We start from the raw sequence: 19,942 nt of genomic DNA on the forward strand, positions 1-19,942 counted from the left end.
TTTAAAAATAAAAATTAATATTAAAATTAATTAACAATAACTTAAGATAAGTTAAAACTTGCTAATAAGACTTTAACCTGGTGTTCTATAAATACTTTGCTGAATCAAAGCGATAATATGGTTAGTTGCCAAACTTACTCATTTTTACCTAAAAGGTAGTTTCCTAATTAATCCATTCAAAAAATTTAATTACTATTATGTACTTTGCAGCACGATTCATATGCTAAAATAGACTAATACTATCAAAATCAACTTTTTCATATGGACGACTTAATGAGTTATATACTAAATTTAAACTGGCAAGACTTTTTAGATAACTATTGGCAGAAAAAGCCGGTTTTAATTAAACATGCCTTCAATCAATTCATTGACCCCATTACTCCAGAAATATTAGCTGGGCTTGCGATGGAACAAGAAATAGATTCTCGCATCGTGACAAATCACAACCAACAATGGTCTTTGATGCATGGCCCATTTGAGAATTTTTCCGAATTAACAGATAGCCATTCAACCCTACTTGTTCAGGCAGTTAATCACTGGTATGAGGAGGTGAATCCTTTGCTAGAGCCTTTTCGTTGCCTACCTAATTGGCGATTAGATGATCTTATGATCTCTTACTCAACACCAAATGGAGGTGTCGGACCTCATGTTGATCAATATGATGTTTTTATCTTACAAGGTATGGGAAAACGCCACTGGAGAGTAGGTGAAATACAAAATGTTAAATCCATTTCACCCCATCCACAACTTCTCCAAATCGAAGGATTTGAAACTTACATTGATGTCATATTAGAACCAGGAGATTTGCTGTATATTCCGCCATTAGCGCCTCATGAAGGCTACGCTATTGAACCATCTCTGAACTACTCGATAGGATTTCGAGCACCTAATGCAAGAGAATTATTAAGTGGATTTGCTGATTATGTGATTGAGAACCAACTTGGTGGTGAACGCTATTATGATAAAAAAGCTTATCAACTGCCGAGTACTATGTTAAGAGACGATGTACATTCAATTAATCCAACTGAGTTAATTGCTCTTAAGTCAATGTTACAAAATCTATTAGAGGATGACAATCATTTTACTCATTTTGCCGGTTCTTTTCTGTCACAATCAAGGCACGAGCTCAATTTAGTTGAGGACGAGTGTGTTACGCTTGAAGAATTATTAGAAATAGTGCACGAAGGTGAATCATTAATAAAATTATCCGGACTTAGAATTATACACCTAGATAATCATTTATTTATCAATGGTGAAATGTTTGATATACAAAACCCTATACTAAAAAACCATATTTTAAAGAATATACCATTTGATTATTCAACCTTGAGTTCCATTCAAGCAGATGAAAGCGCAATGAATCAATTACTAGAACTTGTAAATCATGGCTATTGGCATTTTGATTCTATTGATTAATATTACATTTATTAGGGCAATCTCATGATACAAAATAATAGTCAATCACATACAATAGAGACATTACGTCAGATAATGGTACAGCTTCGAGATAAAGATAAAGGTTGCCCTTGGGATATTAAGCAAACTTTTAAGTCATTAATCGGTTGTACACTTGAAGAAGCTTATGAGGTCAAAGAGGCAATTGAAACAAGTAATTACCTTGCATTAAAAGAAGAACTTGGCGATCTCTTATTTCAAATTATATTTTATGCAGAATTAGGTAATGAACAAGGCATGTTTGATTTTGATTCTATTTGCCACACAATCTGTGAAAAATTAATTAGGCGCCACCCACATGTATTTGGTGAATTAGCCAACAAGGAGCTTAAAAATCAGACCTCGGATGAAATGCAAATAAAACAGAATTGGGAAATGATTAAACAAGAAGAAAGAAACAACAAATCATTTACTTCTAGAATGGATGATATTCCACAGGCCCTCCCCGCTTTACTAAGAGCTCATAAGATTCAAAAACGTTGTCAATCTGTCGGATTTGATTGGGATAACCTCGATGATGTATTTGATAAAGTAGAAGAAGAGATATTAGAAGTTAAAGAGACCTTAATTAATAAGAAGCCCACTGAAAAAACAGAAGAGGAGTTAGGTGATTTACTATTTGCTTTAGTGAATTTAACCAGACATCTTGGTTATAATCCTGAATTGACATTAGACAAAGCGAACCAAAAATTTATGCGTAGGTTCAGACTTGTTGAGACCTACTTAGCAAATAGTGGGGTTAATTGTCAGCAAGCAACACTTGAGCAAATGGAAAGCGCATGGATTCATGTTAAAAAAAATGAATCTAGCTAGTTATATGAATCCACGTCTAATAATTAACATCAAAATATCTAATATAGAAGGTGCAGTTCATGGATAAAACAATAAGAACCATACAAAAAAACAAATCGATTGCATTAATTGCACATGATAATCTTAAGTCAGAATTGATCCAATGGGTTAAAACAAATGAAATCTGTTTATCTCATCATAATCTCTACGCAACCGGTACTACAGGCAGTTATATTGAGCAAGCAACAGAACTTAATATTCATAAATTAATCAGTGGCCCACTAGGTGGAGATCAACAAGTAGGCGCGTTAATTGCTGAGCAGAAACTTGATATGATGATATTCTTTTGGGATCCTTTGAATGCAGCTGCGCATGACCCAGACGTCAAAGCCTTACTCAGATTAGCTGCAGTATGGAATATCCCAATCGCAACAAATCAAGTGACCGCTGATTTTATTATACATTCAGCGCTATTTCATGAAGAAGTGATAATTTCAATCCCAGATTACGAGTCGTACATGATTAAACGAGGTATTAGCTGACGGATAAGATCCAAGTATAATAAATTAAATGATCACAAGCTAACTTAATATACGCTATTTTGTATCAGGATTAGTAATTACTTACTGGATAACAAATATTCTTCAACTCAAAATAACCAAATAAGATCAAAAATTTACTTAAACACTGTTTTTTATTTGAATTATTCACTAAAAGGTCTTAAAAAATGATGCAAACGCTAGCGCAATTCTTAACTGAGTCTATCTTCATAGCTGCTTTAATTTTATTTGTCATCACATTCGTAGAATCAATCGCGATAGTTGGCTTATTAGTCCCTAGTGCTATCATTATGACTGCAGTAGGTGCGCTCATTGCTCAGTCCTATTTCAATTTTTACTTAGCATGGGCAATTGCATTTTTAGGCTGTTTTCTAGGAGACGGTTGTTCGTTTTTATTAGGCAAATACTTTAAAACACCTATTATGAAGAATTCATGGATTATTAAGCAAAAAAAAATCATAGACAAAGCAGAATCTTCATTAATTAACAATCGCTTTATGGCAATTGTACTAGGTCGTTACATAGGTGTATTTAGGCCCATTATCCCCTTATTTGCAGGAATTTTAAATTTAAACTGGAAAGCTTATATTGTACCAAGCTTTGTTGCCTGCTTAACATGGCCAGTCTTATATTTACTTCCAGGTATTATAGCTGGTGCAGCAGCTAAGTTCCCTGAAGGTGTTAGCCCTACAGGCTTTCAACTACTGCTTGCTTTGGTTATTATAATGTCGTGGCTACTTTTGTGGTTTATTCCTAAATTTAAGAAAATTCGTAAACTGCAATCTAATCGGTGTGACGATAATCCAAACGATGCAGAGATACCAAGGTGGTTAATACAACTTTGTCATAAAAAAACTGCTCTTATTCTAATTGGTTTATCTTGCTTTGTACTCGTTTGCGCTACCTATTTACTTGTTACTCACCCATTGTTTTCAGTTTATTCGAGTATTCTTAAACATGTATTTTCACTCTAAATAGTCATGCTGAGGTGTATTTTACGTTTGATATAGTGAAACCATTTATAGTGGAACCTTTTTTCTTTAATTTATAAACAATCGTTTTATCCATAGGGAGATTTATTTACGTAGCTGGCAGCTTCAATAGTAGTTAATATTAAGATAACCCTCGTCTGAATTACTCTTTCATGTAGTTCATCCCTTCCTCTAAATGTAATGATAAGATAGAATATGTAAAAATTAATAACAAAATTAAGTTAATTTAAATCTTAATCATTCTTTTTTGTGATGACTTATGTAAACATCCAAGTTTTTTGCCTAAATTAGACATTCAACTTGATCTTTAATGTTAGGAGCCTTTCATGCGTTACTTTGAGTTAAAAGACAGTAAATCAAATAAATTTTGGCAAGTAGAACAAAGAGAAAGTGATATTTATGTCTGCTGGGGTAAAATTGGCACTAAAGGCCAAGAACAAGTAAAATCCTTTGAAGATGAGAATAAAGCAACAGCCTATATGACTAAATTGGTAAAAGAAAAAACTGCTAAGGGATATATTGAATTAGGGAATGAAACTGAAAACAGCTCGGATGTAACAAATGAGGCAATAACTGAACCTAATACATCTGTAATTAAAGCTACGCAAAAGAAAAAGCAGTCACCTAAAACTAAATCAGACGAAACAGCTCATTTACCATCAACAACTTTAACCACTCAAGAAACACTCATAAAAGCACCGCCCAAAGCAGTAATGAGTTTTGATGCTGAAATTAATCACGCACATGCGCCTTGGTTGGATAATTCCTTCCAACTTCCAGAATCATTTTTGTCTAAGGCATTACCGAGTAGAACACACCCTGCTGCGCCTCAAAATTTGAATGCAGCCACTAGCTGGAATGAATTACACAAGTTATTCACATTAGTCACTACTCATGATGTTAAAAAACTGATATTTGATTTTGAAAACACCCCCCCTGAATTTCATGCCGCTTATCAAGAAACAATAAAACGCCTAAATGAAAATACATTAGAAGGCTCAATGGAATCTGATGTGATTTTATTTGTGCTAATCACTTACATAGCTAGTGATTCTTTCTTCACTTACTATTTTCCTCTTGTGCGCTTCGACAATACTTCTATGACTGATTTTCTTGTTGCTCATAAAGGGCTTGAATATGCCATAGACATTTTTCTTTTAGCACAACAATTAGAATTCCATATTAACCGTTCAGACAACTATTCAACTACATTTATCTCAATTAATCGCGATATTATCTGTTCACTTGGGAATTTATCTTTAGGTGGTGCTTACACCCTTGGTGAACTTAAATTTAGAACCTATTTATCCTACGCTGAGGATGCAACTTGGCAGTCTTGTGCTGATAAACTTCTTAAAGCACTGCCAACATTACACCCATCAAGACAACCTTTGATTTCAGTTTTATTACCGGAAAACAAAACGTTAAGTGAACATCTAGCCCAAACAATACCAATGAACACTCCTGAATGGTGTGTTGCTTGGTTGAAACTTACAATTCCAGATATTAAAACAAGTGAAAGACTACAAAATATCTCATTATTCAATACACTTCTTAGAGATGAAAAAGTGCAAGAACTCGCCTTAGCGACTCTATTTTTAGAACAAGGCATAGAAGTGAGTGATCTATTAAAGGTTGAACCAACAACAGAAAAAATTATCACTGCCCTTACTTATATAGGCACGCCTTGGGCTATGACAAGATTAGCATCAGATGCGATTAAAGATAAAGCGGTTTTACCCCATTTTAGAAGCGGCATAGAACGGTTTCCAATAGCTTCAATTGTGGCTTTAGCACAAATGTCTTTGGAACGTAATGCTCCATTAATCGAAATGCATTTAAATCAATTGCTATTTACTCATCATGATATCATTAATACTCTAGCCCCATGGTTAAGTTTAGACGCTAGAGAGTTGGTTATGAAAAAAATAGAAAAAATCCTTGCGCCGGTTATTATTGCTAGTGATGATATGCTACCAACCTTTTTGACTTCACCACCTTGGCTGAAGAAAAAGAAGGCTGCGTTTAACCCAATTGATGTAAAAATGTTACCTATTGAGGCTGAAATTAAACTCACTGCTCAGGAAATTGAAGAGTGGTTAAAAATTCCCATGTGGGGTTCGAGCTATGTAATAGAAGCTGAAACTAATCCAAATCAACTCGTTAAAGGGTTAGGATTCAGATCATCAAATATTCAGCTATTTAACGATGCCCTAAATGCAATTAATCAGAAAAATACCTCTAAATTAATTGAACTTATCATACAAGCTCAAGGTACTGATAGTTTTAGAGAAATTAATTTTACCTATACTCGATATCTATCTGACGAAATGGCTTTATCAATCTGGACAAATTGCTCAACGTTTGCATGCTACAACGAACAATATATTTTAGCTAGATTCACTCAAGCAGCACTGCCTGGTTTAATCCGTTTTCTAAACACTAAAATTGCAGATAATGTCTTTTACTGGCCCAAAATTTTAAGTCCAGAATTAGCCCCTATTGTAGCTAAAGCATTTTGTAAACTTAAATCAGTTAAAAATCATGCCAGATCTTGGTTAGTCAATAATCCTAAATTGAGCATTATAGGACTTATTCCTGATGCGATAGGAAAAGCACAAGAGCCAAGTAATCATGCAAAATCGGCCCTTAGATTATTGAAAGATAATGGGCATGAAGCTTTAATTAAAACATGCGCTCAAGGTTATGACAATCCTGATGTCATTAAAGCAATTGAAGATATTTTAAGTGAAGATCCACTTGACCTTTATCCTAGTAAAATAACAAAATCTCCCTCATTTTGGGCTCCGAGTACTTGGAATAGGCCAGTATTAAAAGAAAATGGACATGCTTTAAGTGACACTGCCATAGAACATCTCGGCACAATGTTAAGATTTCCGGTTGCAGAAGGGATTTATGAAGGGATTAACCAAATCAAACATTTGTGTGAGCCTAATTCTTTAGCTAATTTTGCCTGGGATCTGTTTAATGCTTGGTTAGTAAGTGGTGGGCCTTCTAAAGAGAGCTGGGCATTTAACACATTAGGAATATTAGGAAATGATGATACAGCGAGAATGCTTACGCCTTTAATTCGAAGCTGGCCTGGCGAAGCGCAACACCAAAGAGCCGTTAATGGACTTGAGATCTTAAATCAAATTGGTTCTGATGTTGCCCTCATGCTGTTAAATGGAATCGCACAAAAAATTAAGTTTAAAGGTTTACAAGATAAGGCTCGTGAAAAAATTGCTGACATAGCCGAAGCGAGAGAATTAACAGTTGAAGAGTTAGAAGACAGAATCGCACCCAATTTAGGATTAGATGAAACGGGATCGTTAACCCTGAATTTTGGTAACCGTTATTTTTTAATTAGTTTTGATGAAAACTTAAAGCCTTTTGTAAGAGACAGTGAAGGAAATAGATTAAAAGATCTGCCAAAACCTAAACAATCAGATGATACTGAACTTGCAAATGAAGCAACTAATCGATATAAGCTATTAAAAAAAGATGCCAAAACAGTTGCAATGCAGCAAATTTTACGCCTTGAACTAGCGATGTGTCAAAGACGTCGTTGGACACATGAACTTTTTATGCAGTTCTTAGTCAATCATCCACTCCTTAAATATTTAGTACAACGCGTCGTTTGGGGCACCTATACAGTCGATGATGAAAGTAATTTCGGTGGGCAATTGATGGCGTGTTTCAGAGTCGCTGAAGATGGTTCATTCACAACAGCAGAAGATGAGACATTTACGATACCAGATTCGCCTCAATTACGTATCGGCATCCCTCATGCACTAGAATTATCAGATGAAGTTTCGACCCAATTTAGTCAGCTTTTTTCTGACTATGAATTATTACAGCCTTTTACTCAGTTAGGCAGAGAGACTTTTAGCTTAACTGAAGAAGAATTATCAAGTAAAGAAATTACTCGATTTGCAGGAAAAGAAGTGCCAACTGGTAAAATTCTTGGTCTAAACAATAGAGGATGGCGCAGAGGTGATGCGATGGATGGCGGTGGGATTACCTATTTTAGTAAACCAATTAATACTGAACTCTCTTTTTTCTTAGAATTTGAACCAGGTATGATTGTTGGTATGCTAGATGAGTACCCTGAACAAACTCTGGGTAATATTATCTGCAACGAAGGAAAAAACTATTGGTTTAGTGAGCAAAAAACACATTATTTTAATCAACTTGACCCGATTTTACTCAGCGAGCTCATAAGAGATTTATCTCAAGTAATCTCATAAAAAAATCACGTACCGCCTATCAATACACCTAGTTGAATTAATATAAAATGGATTAAATCGCTTTTTTAACATCATCTAGGTGAACTGATATTCGGTCTTTCCATCATATCGTTTTTTATGTAGTGGTACAGGCGATATAGTGTATTTTGATACACTTTTCGTTTAAGTGATACAACTTACACCATAATTTAAATACCTAACGCAAAACTTATACTAAACTAATACCGATATAGTTTAAGAACGAGCACTAATTAATGAACAGTCAAAATAGTATGCAAAATAATATTCAACGATTACCTGCTGAAATACAATATGCAGCTGAACTCAATCTCTTAATAGAAACAGATACTTCACCTCGCCCACCTGGCTGGTCAATGAGCCTGAATGCAGCAAGGAAATTTATTCTAGGGGATTCATCTCTTGGCATAGAACGTAAAATTGTTGCTAATATTTCAGCGATAGAGCGTATGCTTGTCTCTTTAGCAACTGGCCGAGGACTCATGCTTGTTGGTGAACCGGGTACTGCTAAGTCACTTTTATCGGAATTATTAGCGGCTGCGATTTGTGGTACATCTAGCCTTACAATCCAAGGCGGCGCATCTACAACTGAGGATCAGATTAAATATTCTTGGAATTATGCGCTTTTGATCAATGAAGGACCCTCTACTAAAGCGCTTGTTCCTGCTCCTCTTTATCAAGCAATGAAAACTGGCAAAATTGTTCGTTTTGAAGAACTAACACGTGTCCCATTAGAAGTACAAGATTGTTTATTAGGTATGTTGTCTGATCGTGTGATGGTGATTGCTGAATTGAATGATGGAGAAAATTTGTTATATGCAAAAGAAGGGTTTAACATAATTGCCACGGCTAATACCAGAGATAGAGGCGTAAACGAAATGAGTGCTGCACTCAAAAGGCGATTTGATTTTGAAACTGTTTTCCCGATTATGGATTTTGATCAAGAACTTGAATTAATTTCCTCTGCATCTGCTAAATTATTAGAAAAAAGTAATATACCCCATACGCTTCCTAAACCTATATTAGAAATTCTCGTCACCACTTTTAGAGATCTTAGAAATGCAGCTCATAATGCCTCTCAAAAAGGAGGTGGAATGGATGGTTTAACCGCTGTCTTGTCAACGGCTGAAGCAATCAATGTTGCTCATGCAGCAGGCATTAGAGCGTGGTTTTTAGAACAAAGAGAAGCCAATCCAATTGATTTAGTTGAATCGTTAGCAGGAACGGTTGTCAAAGATAATCCTGATGATCAAGCTAAACTCAAACGTTACTTTGAGCATAAAGTTGCTAAAAGGTCAGGAAATCATTGGCAAACTTTTTATCAAGCAAGGCACCGTCTACCTTAAAATAGAATTTAATGAACTATTCTAAACAAAATTCACCTACCATTATAGGTATAAGGCATCATAGTCCGATTTGTGCAAAATTAGTCTGTGAAACCATTACCCGCATTAAGCCAGCCATTGTCTTAATTGAGGGACCTATGGATTTTAACAGTCGCTTAGACGAATTGTTTCTATCGCATGAATTGCCCATTGCTATCTACAGTTATGGCTTACCTAAAAATGCAAATTCAGATAGACATCATAGCTCTTGGACACCTTTTGCTGAGCACTCTCCTGAATGGCAAGCACTTATCCAAGCTAAATCATATGGCGCACATATTCGATTTATGGATTTACCTGCATGGCATCATGCTTTTCACCATATTTCTAATCGTTATGCAGATCTCTCTGATCATGAACAATATGATCTTATTTCGGCATTTGAATCAAAACTGTGTGAAGAACTAGGCCTTACAAATTCTGATGCGCTCTGGGAGAGCTTATTTGAAAGCGAGTCGGATTTAGACGTATTAAGCGAAAAACTCAGCCTTTATTTTGAACAATTACGAGGAGAAACACTTGGCTCTTTAGGTAATCAAGCACGTGAGAAGATGATGGCCAGCTGGATTAATTGGGCTGTCTCTTGCCAAGATGGCCCTGTCTTAGTCGTTTGCGGCGGTTATCATGCGCCTATGCTTGCTAAACTCATCACTCAACATGATAAGAAGTTAACTGAACCTACACTTCCACCCATCACCGAGTGCACTCAAGAACAATTCACTGAAGATCAATTTACGACGGGTTCTTACTTAGTGCCTTATACCTATAAAAGACTTGATGCATTTACTGGTTATGCATCAGGTATGCCTTCACCACTTTGGCAACAGTGGGTTTGGAAATGGGGTTTAGAGCATGCAGGAATGGAACTATTAGAATCCATTTTTAAACAGCTAAGACGACTAGGGCAAGCAGCATCAACAGCAGATATGGCGGCCACATTATTAAAAGCACAGGGTTTAGCGCAACTAAGAGGTCACACGCTCCCTCTTAGAATTGATTGGTTAGATGCACTCGCAGGCGCGCTGATAAAAGATGCTTTAGAGGTCCCTCTTCCTTGGTCTTATCGGGGGACACTATTACCACATACCGATCCAATGCTCGTTTTGATTATGGATGTGATATCAGGTAATACGATCCAAGGTAAACTTGCAAGTCAAACACCCAAAGCTCCGCTACTTGCTTTTGTTCAGGATCAAATAAAGCGCTTTAAATGGCAATTTCCTACAACCATCACACTCGAGTTATTAACTGAGCAAGATAGACACAAAAGCCATTTTCTGCACCAGTTAGTGATACTGAATATTCCGGGTATTATCTTAGAAACGAATCACAAATCAGAGATAGCATTCCAAGCATTTGAAAAATGGCATTTACAATCTCCTTTTGAGCAAAAGGCTGCATTAATTGAAGCGTCTATATATGGCGCTACTGCTCATGCTGCTGCGAGCAAGAAACTGGAAAGTGAATTATATCAACTCAGCCATGAAAATAATGACTGCCTAATTAAATTAGTTGAATTACTGAATCAAGCAGTCTTCGCTGGTCTTAATGAATTTAACCATGAGATACTTAAACAATTAGAACAAATGATTGCAAGAGAAACTCAATTTGAAGCGTTAGGGATGGTATTAGACATAGCTTATCCACTTTATCGACATTCAGCATCAGCAGGAATGCGAGGCCGACCTATTTTACGCACTATCATCGAAACTGCATTTGACCGTTCTCTATGGTTATGTGAATCCTATGGTTTTATTTCAAGTGCTAACACGCATAAGCATATTTTGGCATTTAAAGCTATTTGGTCTATCACAAGAGATGCGCTTGCAATGCCTAGTGAAGAACTCAATACCCTATATCCTAACTTGCATCCAAAAAGAACGATCGCTGTTTGGCAGAGAAAATTTATGAACCAAATGGCGCATCCTTTAAGTCGTGGCGCAGCCTTAGGGGGGCTAATTAGTTTATCTGAACACAATGAGATGAACTTAGACTTACTAAATCATTCTGTCAGTTTATTAGAGTCGATTTCTATTGAAAATATTGGCGATTTACTAACTGGACTGCTTGCACTTGCTAGAGCATCTCTACTTCATCAAGACGATTTTTTGCACGCATTAAATCATCTCGTTTTATCATTTAGCGAAGATGAATTTTTACACGCACTTACCTCAATGCGTGCGGCTTTTTCGTGGCTACCGGCAAGAGAAAGAGGCGAAATCTCCGCACGAATTTTAAAAATCAACCATATTCATAATTTACCATCCGAGGCATTAACTAGACCTATCGAACCTGATCTGGCATTAAATTTTCCTCTCATGCAACGCTTAGACAAGCAAATTGTTAATGAATTAGTCTATTGGGGGCTCATTAATGAATAAAATAACAAACCCAGGTATACTCAGGTGGCGCCTCTTATTAGGTGAAGCAGCAAAATCTAACTTAGGTCAATTAGACGAAGGGTATCTTAAAATCGATGCGGCTCTGGAATGGTTATATGGACAAGATCCCTCTAAAACCGAACAGGGTGAACGCAGCGCAGATTTAGGCGATTCGAGATTAACTGTTCCAGAATGGATAAATGAAATCAATGAGTTATTTCCTAAAGAAGTGATTGAACGCCTAGAAAAAGATGCTATAGAGCTTTATGGAATAGATGAAGTTGTGACAAACCTTGAGGTTCTTGAGCGTATTGAACCTTCTGAAACGTTACTAAAAGCAGTGCTTCATACAAAACACCTAATGAATCCCGATGTGCTCGCTGCGGCAAGAAAACTAGTACAAGCTGTTGTAAAACAGATCATGGATCGCCTAGCGAAAGAAATTAGGCAATCGTTTAGCGGCACTCGAGATAGAAATAAACCTTCCTCAATCAAAATCGCTCGCAATTTTGATTTTAAACGTACGGTTAAAACCAACCTGCATCGTTTTGATGCAAAAACGAAAAAGCTCTATATTGACTCCCCTGCTTTTATGAGTCGTGTGAAAAAACATACAGAAAAATGGGACCTTTTTTTGCTTGTTGATCAAAGTGGATCGATGGTAAGTTCAGTTATTCACTCTGCCGTCATGGCCGCATGCTTATGGCAGCTTCCAGGTATGAAAACTCATTTAATTGCATTTGATACGCAAATTGTGGATCTAACGTCAAATGTCAATGACCCAGTTGAATTATTAATGAAAGTGCAACTTGGAGGAGGAACACATATTAATAAAGCAGTCGCTTACACCCAGTCACGAATCTCAAATCCATCTCGTTCACTTATTGTAATTATTAGTGACTTCTATGAAGGAGGTTCTGAATCAGATCTGGTTAGAATTGTACAAACTGCGGTTCAAGCTGGTACCAAAGTACTTGGATTAGCCGCATTAGATAGTACAGCTCATCCTAATTATGACAAAGCACTTGCAACAAGGCTCGTTGCGGTTGGTGCGCAAATAGGAGCGATGACACCTGGTCAATTGGCCACTTGGCTTGCTGAAAAAATTCAAGGTTAATTATGCATAAACGAATAGATTTGCTAGAGCTATCAAATGATGCATTAGTTGCACTTAGTAATGTTGGCTTTGTCAAAAGAGCGACAAAAGAGATAGCGGCCGGAAATATTCCTGAAATCAAAATTCAAGATGATTTAACGCTTTCGGCTCAATTTGAAGATGGACATAGTGTTCAATTAGCTGATGGAAAAGGACTTCGAGAAGCAAATTGTACTTGCCCTGCAAGTGGTATGTGTAGACACCGTGTCACGCTAGTACTCGCTTATCAAGCAACATATCAAGAAACTGATTCTCACCAAGCTGACTCAGATTTAACCAATTCATGGTCATTTAGCGCATTTAACGATCAGATACAAATGCTACCAAAATCTATTTTAAATAAAGCTAATAAATTAGTAGCAAATCGTATTGTTGTACAATTAGATAGCGGTAAAATGGCTAAAGAAGTCCCCCATGCAAAGCTACCGATGTGTGATGTGCGCTTTTTTTCAAAAAATAATTTATCGCATGCAAAGTGTGACTGTATTGAAGAGCGTATTTGTGAACATATCATTATTGCTGTTTGGGCTTTTGAACAAGCAAATAATGATCTATCAAAAGCTGAAATTCTATCTGTTGAAGTCAATTGCAAAAATGATGCTAATGCAGTACAAAACGAATTAGCTCAGAATATCTTCGAGAATCAAACAGCACAGCTATTAGATAATAGTTTAAGTGAATTATTCCTCCAACTTTGGATGGAAGGAAGTAATCAACCACAATCAATTTTAGAGGGGTTATTATCCCAATCAATTAACTATGCACAAAAGCTAGGTTGGTATTGGATAATTGAATCGTTAATTGAAATTAGAGCATTAATCAACGATCAACATAACCGCTCTACTCGTTATCACCCTCTAATATTCTTAGAAAGCATCACTAATCTTACTGCAAGGGTATTAGCCGCTAAACAGATGGCAAACATGGCAAGTCAATCCCTCTTGCCCAAAGTCCCTGCTAGTGACATCCTAGGACTTGGTATTAAAGGAGAAGTGAAATTATCTCATACTAAGCTCATTTCTTTAGGGACTAAATTATGGTCTGATGAACAGCATGAAGGTGTCAAACTACTCTTTATTGATCCCGATACGCATGCAGTATTGAATCTAATAAAGCAATGGCCCAAAATTGAAGATGATGAGAGTGGATATAAAAATACTCTCAGCACACGGAAATTAGCCGGTACTTCGCTTAACAAACTTGCAAGCAGCCAAGTCATAACCAATGCCGCTAAACGACTAGCAAACGGTATGATTGAGTTTAAGTCAAACAAACAAAATACGACTATCCTACCTTTGTCACCTACCTCTTGGGACTTACTTGGTGAACCAATCCGTCAACCTTCCGCCAATGCACTTTGTTCTTATCTCAATCAATCAAATCCCGATTTCATTCGTCCAAAGCAGTTGACAGATCAGCTTTTTATTTTACCTGTCACTCATGTTTTAGATTGGGGATGGGACGCGGCGCTCCATTGTTTAGACATAAAAATAATCAGTACAGAAGAACAATCGGATCAATTACATGAAGCTACTGTTGATAATATTGTCCATATTCAATTCAAATATGACCCCATTTCTCCAAATGCAGTAGATGTATTAGCAAGGGCTATGTTTGATGAAATTTCTAAACCTAAATTGATATCAGGCATCGCTAAACTTAAAGGAGGGAAACTCTATTTAGAACCACTTGCCGTCATCAGTGAAACCTCTGTTCATGTATTATGTATAGATAGTGCAAAGCCATTTAGCCTAGATAAATTCATAGATTTACAACAGCAATCGCAAATTGAATGTATTTTAACAGATATTGAAGAAGCTCTTGCTAGATGCTTAGAAACAGGAATTCGATACCAAAATAATAAGCTAAGAAATGAATTAACGTTATTATCAAAAAAAATAGAAGAGCAAGGATTTAGCTACCTCGCAAACCAAATCTTAAGTGTTTTAGAGATTATATTTAGTGAAAAAAAGGACTTATTGACTAAAACCTTATGCATTGTTCATCAGCAAATCCGATTAATTAATCAAAGGATTAATCACTGAGGTAGTTGCAAGATGATTAATTTAAATCCTCCGGCAATAAATTCACTAATAAAAAGTGGCTAGCTTTAGACTTGAATTTGTATTGAATATGTTGTATTTCTATTATACATACTTGGCGGTTTTTTAGTGATTTATTCATAAACTTTAGTTTATGTATCCTTTAGCAAAACCTAAGAAATAAGCTAGTCTGCTATGCAAATACTTAATCGAATAAAGGAAAAGCAATAAAAAACCGTTCAGAAATGATTTATTACAGTGTAAGAAACGTGAACACAGCAAAATCAAAATAGCATTATTGCCGTGTTCATTATCCGTGTATCAAATGCCTTTAAACTAAGTTTCAATTTGCATCATAGCTTGTAGAATTCTTTTTTCAGATATTGGATATGGTGTGCCTAATTGCTGAGCGAATAAGCTTATCCTTAATTCTTCTATCATCCAACGTATCGTAATCACCTCACTATTTGCTTTTAACTCTAGAGTTAACTTATTAAACCAATTCTGCCATTGCTGTTCAACTGCTTGGACTTTTAACATCTGCGCTCTATCTTTAAGGGCATCTACTTTGAGTTTTTCTAATCGTTTCTCAATTCCATTAAGATATCTTAGAATGTCTGGTAATTTATCACTACCATGTGCCACGACAAATTCAGGAAAAACAAGCCTAGATAGCTGTTGCTTAATATCGGATAAAGCAAAGGCGCTATTCATATCAATTTTGCCTTTCAACTGTTTAGACAGCTCATATTGTTTAGATAAAATCTGCTCAACTCGATTAGCGATTGCTACCACTGTTTCATTTATGTTAGCTTTTATATACTCAATCAATTTCTCATAGTCATTTTTTTCCCAAACAACACCACCATACGCGGAAATAAGATGATCAATTGCAGCTTTGATACAGTCGTCAATTAAAGTCATGACCTTGCCATATGGATTAAAATAAAGCCCTAACTTCGCCTTATTTGGTAAATGTTCATGTAAATATTTAATTGGGGAAGGTATATTTAACAAAACCAATCGCCTTAATCCTTCTCTCATTGACAACTGCTGCTGAGCGACTGAGTCAAAATATTTTATAACGACACTTTCTTTATTATCTACAAGTGCAGGATAAGCTTTCAATGTGTAGCCTTTTTTCCGTTGTTCTTGACACATTGGAATGCTATCAAAAGACCAATCAGTGTAAATATCACTCTCTATTTGATTACCGACAGCGGCTAATGCAGCTTCAACCTGAGGTTGCAAAGTCGCTTTTAACTCAGTTAGATTTTTTGACTTAGCTACAACTTTATTATGCTCATCAAACACTTTAAATGTCATTTTTAAATGCGATTCAATTCCTTCCAAATCCCAATCATCTTCATCAATCGTGACACCTGTCATTTTACGAAGTTCTTTTTCAATAGAACTTAGCATAGGCACATTGTAATCTGTCACTCTTGCTAAGACCGCTTCTGCAAAATTTGGTGCGGGTACAAAATTACGCCTTAATGATTTAGGTAATGACTTAATTAAAGCCATAACTAAGGTATGCCTTAATCCTGGGACAGACCAATCAAAACCGATATCTTGTACTTGGTTTAATATCCCAAGTGGAATATGGACAGTTACCCCATCATCAAATTCGCCCGGTTCAAATTGATAGGTTAATTTAAATTTATGACTCCCTTGATGCCAAAAAACTGGAAAATCACTTTGACTTACTTTTTGCGCATCCTCTCTAATGAGCATTTGTTTTTCAAAATTAAGCAAATCAGGATTGTCTTTTGATTTATTTTTCCACCAAGTGTCAAAATGTTTGGCAGAAATAGCATCGGCATCAATCCTTTCATCATAAAATTCATACAAAGTTTCATTATCAACTAAAATATCTCTGCGCCTTGCTCGATGCTCTAAGGCCTCAACCTCAGCCAATAATTTTCTATTCTCATGGTAAAAGGCATGTTTAGTTGTCCATTCCCCTTCGATGAGTGCATGCCTAATGAATAATTCACGACAAATTTCAGGATCTATTTTTGCATAATTGACTAAACGAGCTGCCACAATTGGTAATCCAAACAAAGTAACTTTTTCATAGGCCATGACAGCACCTTGCTTTTTAGACCAATGTGGCTCGCTATAAGTATGTTTAACTAAATGGGTTGCTAAAGGTTCAATCCAAAGTGGATCTATCTGCGCACATACCCTACCCCATAAACGTGTTGTTTCCATTAATTCAGCTACCAATATCCATTTCGGCGGCTTTTTAAACACAGCTGAATTAGGGAAAATATGAAAGCGGGTATTACGTGTTCCTTGGTATTCATGCTTTTCTGCCTCTTTCATACCAACATTGGTAATTAAACCGCATAATAAAGCCATATGAACAGTATTAAAGTCAGCAGGTTCACTATTAATAGGCAAACCCATCAATTTGATTGTTTGACGTAACTGAGTATAAACATCTTCCCACTCTCTTAATCGAAGATAATTTAAAAATTCTTTTTTGCACATCCGTCTAAACTGGTTATTTGTTAATGCTTTATCTTGTTCTTGAACATACCGCCACAAGTTTATAAACGCCATAAAATCAGAGCGCTCATCTATAAAACGTCGGTGCATTTCATCAGAAGCCTGTTGTCTGTCTTGAGGTCTTTCTCTTGGGTCTTGAATGGATAATGCTGCAGTAATAATCAAAAGCTCTTGTACTGCACCTGTTTGGCTCGCTGCGATGATCATTCTTGCAAATTTCGGATCAAGGGGAAGTTGTGCTAATTGTCTACCTAGTTGTGTAAGTCCTTTTTGCGAAGTCAAAGCGCCTAATTCTTCTAATAATCGAAGCCCATCTTGTATTTGTTTAATATCAGGTGGCTCTATAAAAGGAAATGCTTCAATATCACCTAGGCCAATAGACAACATTTGCAAAATAACAGATGCTAAATTGGTCCTTAATATTTCGGGGGTTGTAAATTCAGGACGCCCTAAAAAATCCGCCTCGCTATATAACCTGATGCAAATCCCTTCACTCACACGTCCACATCGCCCTTTTCTTTGATTAGCGGACGCCTGAGAAATCGGCTCTATCGGTAAACGTTGAACTTTAGTGCGGTAGCTGTATCGACTTATTCTTGCTGTTCCAGAATCTATGACATATTTTATGCCAGGGACTGTCAATGAAGTTTCAGCCACATTGGTTGCTAGCACAATTCGCCTGCCAGTATGAGGCTGAAAAATTCGATTTTGCTCACTGTTTGATAATCTTGCATACAAAGGTACGACTTCTGTATGCCGATATCTTGGATTGTTTAGTGTCTCTTTACCTAATGCTTCTGCGACATCTCTGATTTCACGCTCTCCTGTTAAAAAAACCAGAATGTCTCCATCACTTTCATAACTTAATTCATCAGCAGCTTCAATTATTGCTTGAATCAAATCTTTTTCATTTTCATTTTGAGCTTCCAAAGCAATTTCTTCATCTGTGTTAGACTCATAAATGGGTCGATAACGAACTTCTACTGGGTAGGTGCGGCCTGACACTTCAATAATCGGGGCTGGTCCATTTTTGCCAGAAAAATGTTTTGCAAATCGCTCTGGATCTATCGTAGCGGAAGTAATAATAACTTTTAAATCGGGTCTTTTGGGCAAGATAGAGGCTAAATACCCTAGGATAAAATCAATATTTAAGCTTCGTTCATGCGCTTCATCAATAATAATCGTATCGTATTGTGACAACAATTTATCTTGCTGAATTTCAGCAAGTAAAATACCGTCAGTCATCAATTTAACAAGTGTTTTGTCACTGACATGATCAGAAAAACGCACTTTAAAGCCAACGGTCTGACCAATCTGCCCTACCTGCTCGCCTTCTGTTAACTCATCGGCTAAACGCTGCGCAACTGCTCTTGCAGCCAGCCTTCTTGGCTGTGTATGTCCAATAAATCCTTTAATTCCTCGACCAAGCTCTAAGCACATTTTAGGTATTTGCGTCGTTTTACCAGAACCTGTTTCCCCAGCAATCACTACAACTTGGTTTTCAGCAATTGCTTTAAGAATATCTTCTCTCTTTTGGCTAACGGGCAAAGTTTCAGGATAAGTAATAATAGGAACAGATTGCTTTCGGATAGTAACTTTAGATTTCAAATTTTCAATTTCTTGCAAAATTTCTTTCATGACAGCTTGCTTGGCACTATCTTTTCTAATTTTATCTATTCCTCTGATGCGGCGTTTAAGTTTGATTGCATCTGCTATCAAAAGTTGATCTAACTCAGAGTAAAGTACTTTTAATGTCAAAGGTGCACATTGGGGTTCATTCTGCTGTAATGAAGTCATAAAAATCTTTTTTCTCAATATCTTGTTAATTTAAGTGGTGTGTTATGTGTAAATATGAATAATTGATTTATTCGTAAATTATACGATAAATACTATCTAATGTAACGATATCAAACTTGCTAATTGCAGTAATCTATTTAGACCTTGCTTAATCGTATAGCTGAAAAAATACAGGAAAAAAATAGCTTAAATTCGCAGCAATATTTGGGCATGTATGAGCAATAATTAATCATTCAATTAATTACTCATTTCTATTTGACGATTAATTGATTTATTTAAAGATTTAGATCGCAAATTTACAAAATAGCGTTTGGTTTTTGTCAAAAAGTTTTTTAATGTAACATTTGTAATATTTTAAGTGTATGCTTTGTTTGTCAACTTGTGTATCAATTTGAATTTAAAATTAGAGCGTACATTAATTCTTAACTAATGAATGCTTTTTCATCTGTTTTTAAACCCGTGTGAACGTAAGGATACTGTTATGAAAAGTCCTAAAGCTGAAAAAAATGACCAAGCCACCGTCAAAACGACCCCAGCTAAAACCGCTAAAAAAACATCTGCAACCAAATCACCAAAGACCAAAGTAGATAAAGTTGT

Annotated in this window: 10 protein-coding genes; 9 read left to right on the top strand and 1 reads right to left on the bottom strand. The window is 36.2% G+C overall.

Annotated elements, in window-relative coordinates:
• Positions 1–273 precede the first annotated feature (273 nt).
• From BMW37_RS08405 to BMW37_RS08445, 9 genes are all read left to right on the top strand, one after another.
• A complete protein-coding gene (locus tag BMW37_RS08405) occupies positions 274–1,416 on the top strand; it encodes a ribosomal protein uL16 3-hydroxylase (protein WP_093319641.1) in 1,143 nt (380 codons plus the stop codon).
• Positions 1,417–1,440: 24 nt separating this feature from the next.
• Positions 1,441–2,268 carry a nucleoside triphosphate pyrophosphohydrolase gene (gene mazG, locus BMW37_RS08410; protein ID WP_093319644.1) on the top strand — a complete coding sequence of 276 codons (828 nt, stop codon included), beginning with the start codon at positions 1,441–1,443 and terminating at the stop codon, positions 2,266–2,268.
• Between the two features lie 59 nt (positions 2,269–2,327).
• Positions 2,328–2,789: a methylglyoxal synthase gene (locus BMW37_RS08415; protein ID WP_093319646.1), complete on the top strand. Its 462-nt coding sequence runs from the start codon at positions 2,328–2,330 to the stop codon at positions 2,787–2,789.
• Positions 2,790–2,974: 185 nt separating this feature from the next.
• The gene (locus tag BMW37_RS08420) at positions 2,975–3,781 is read left to right on the top strand and encodes a DedA family protein (RefSeq protein ID WP_093319649.1); all 807 of its coding nucleotides are present in this window, start codon (positions 2,975–2,977) and stop codon (positions 3,779–3,781) included.
• A gap of 344 nt (positions 3,782–4,125) precedes the next feature.
• Positions 4,126–8,049, top strand: a complete 3,924-nt coding sequence (locus tag BMW37_RS08425; protein WP_093319650.1) for a DUF4132 domain-containing protein — start codon at positions 4,126–4,128, stop codon at positions 8,047–8,049.
• Between the two features lie 254 nt (positions 8,050–8,303).
• Positions 8,304–9,413: an ATP-binding protein gene (locus BMW37_RS08430; RefSeq protein WP_093319653.1), complete on the top strand. Its 1,110-nt coding sequence runs from the start codon at positions 8,304–8,306 to the stop codon at positions 9,411–9,413.
• 11 nt (positions 9,414–9,424) lie between these two features.
• Positions 9,425–11,833: a DUF5682 family protein gene (locus BMW37_RS08435; RefSeq protein WP_093319655.1), complete on the top strand. Its 2,409-nt coding sequence runs from the start codon at positions 9,425–9,427 to the stop codon at positions 11,831–11,833.
• A complete protein-coding gene (locus tag BMW37_RS08440) occupies positions 11,826–12,950 on the top strand; it encodes a vWA domain-containing protein (RefSeq protein WP_093319660.1) in 1,125 nt (374 codons plus the stop codon). The genes BMW37_RS08435 and BMW37_RS08440 overlap by 8 nt, the downstream gene beginning before the upstream one ends.
• Before the next feature lie 2 nt (positions 12,951–12,952).
• Positions 12,953–15,034, top strand: a complete 2,082-nt coding sequence (locus BMW37_RS08445) for an SWIM zinc finger family protein (protein ID WP_093319662.1) — start codon at positions 12,953–12,955, stop codon at positions 15,032–15,034.
• 333 nt (positions 15,035–15,367) lie between these two features.
• Here BMW37_RS08445 and hrpA read toward each other — a convergent pair whose 3' ends face one another.
• Positions 15,368–19,345, bottom strand: coding sequence for an ATP-dependent RNA helicase HrpA (hrpA, locus tag BMW37_RS08450; RefSeq protein WP_093319664.1), 3,978 nt, complete (start codon positions 19,343–19,345; stop codon positions 15,368–15,370).
• Positions 19,346–19,942 lie beyond the last annotated feature (597 nt).

This window comes from Thorsellia anophelis DSM 18579 (genome assembly GCF_900111395.1).
GTDB lineage: Bacteria > Pseudomonadota > Gammaproteobacteria > Enterobacterales > Thorselliaceae > Thorsellia > Thorsellia anophelis.